Genomic DNA, 1080 nt, shown 5'->3' with positions numbered 1-1080 from the left:
CTGTTGGCAATTCTTAACCTTGGCTACTGGCAAGAAATGCTGGAAACCTTTGTTCTCGTGTTTGCAGCGACAACGATTTCCGTATTAATTGGCGTGCCACTTGGGATCATGGCAGCGCATCGTCCTTGGTTGTACACGTTACTCCGACCTATTTTGGATTTGATGCAAACCGTACCGACATTTGTGTACTTGATCCCGACATTGGTTCTTTTTGGTTTAGGCATTGTACCGGGACTGATATCAACCATCATTTTTGCCATTGCAGCACCAATTCGATTGACGTATTTGGGCATCATCAAAGTGCCAGAAGAGCTGCTGGAAGCGGGTAAAGCATTTGGTGCAAGCCGTATGAAGTTACTGTTTAAGGTGGAGTTACCTGCGGCATTACCTAGCATCATGGCGGGGGTTACTCAATGTATTATGCTATCTCTTTCGATGGTGGTCATTGCCGCACTAGTAGGTGCAGATGGTTTAGGTAAGCCGGTTGTACGCGCACTGAACACGGTAAATATCTCGCAAGGTTTTGAAGCTGGTTTAGCGATTGTTCTTGTTGCCATCATTCTTGATCGCTTATGCAAAGCACCAAACCAGAAGGAGGCTTAATCATGGACGCAATTACTATTGAAAATCTTGATGTAGTGTTTGGTCAGCAGCAATCACAAGCTTTGGCTTTGCTGGATCAAGGTAAGTCTCGTCAGGAGATCATCGACGAAACCGGTCAGGTCGTCGGTGTTGATAATGTTTCTCTGACGGTCAAACGCGGTGAGATTTGTGTGTTGATGGGTTTGTCGGGTTCTGGAAAATCCCGTTTGCTTCGCACCGTGAACGGACTTAATGAGATCTCTCGTGGTTCGCTGAAAATTCAAGATGGCGACGATATGGTAGAGCTTGCTAACTGTAATGAGCAAACGCTTCGTCATCTACGTACTCATCGAGTGTCGATGGTGTTCCAGAAGTTTGCGCTGATGCCTTGGCTAACGGTACTAGATAACGTTGCCTTTGGTCTGGAAATGCAAGGCATAGGTAAAGCAGAGCGCCGTGCAAAAGCACGTGAACAGTTAGAAATGGTTGGCTTGTCAG

The 1080-nt window shown here is 46.4% G+C and carries 2 protein-coding genes; both read left to right on the top strand.

Annotated features, from left to right (window positions below):
• On the top strand, nucleotides 1-603 hold a 603-nt coding region (locus tag R7040_RS24770), incomplete at its 5' end, for an ABC transporter permease subunit (protein WP_318097317.1).
• A 2-nt stretch (nucleotides 604-605) separates the two neighbouring features.
• On the top strand, nucleotides 606-1080 hold a 475-nt coding region (locus R7040_RS24765), incomplete at its 3' end, for an ATP-binding cassette domain-containing protein (RefSeq protein ID WP_318097316.1).

The organism is Vibrio sp. 1069, from assembly GCF_033340555.1.
Note: the sequence above shows the minus strand (reverse complement) of the source record. Positions and strands in the feature narration are given on the sequence as shown.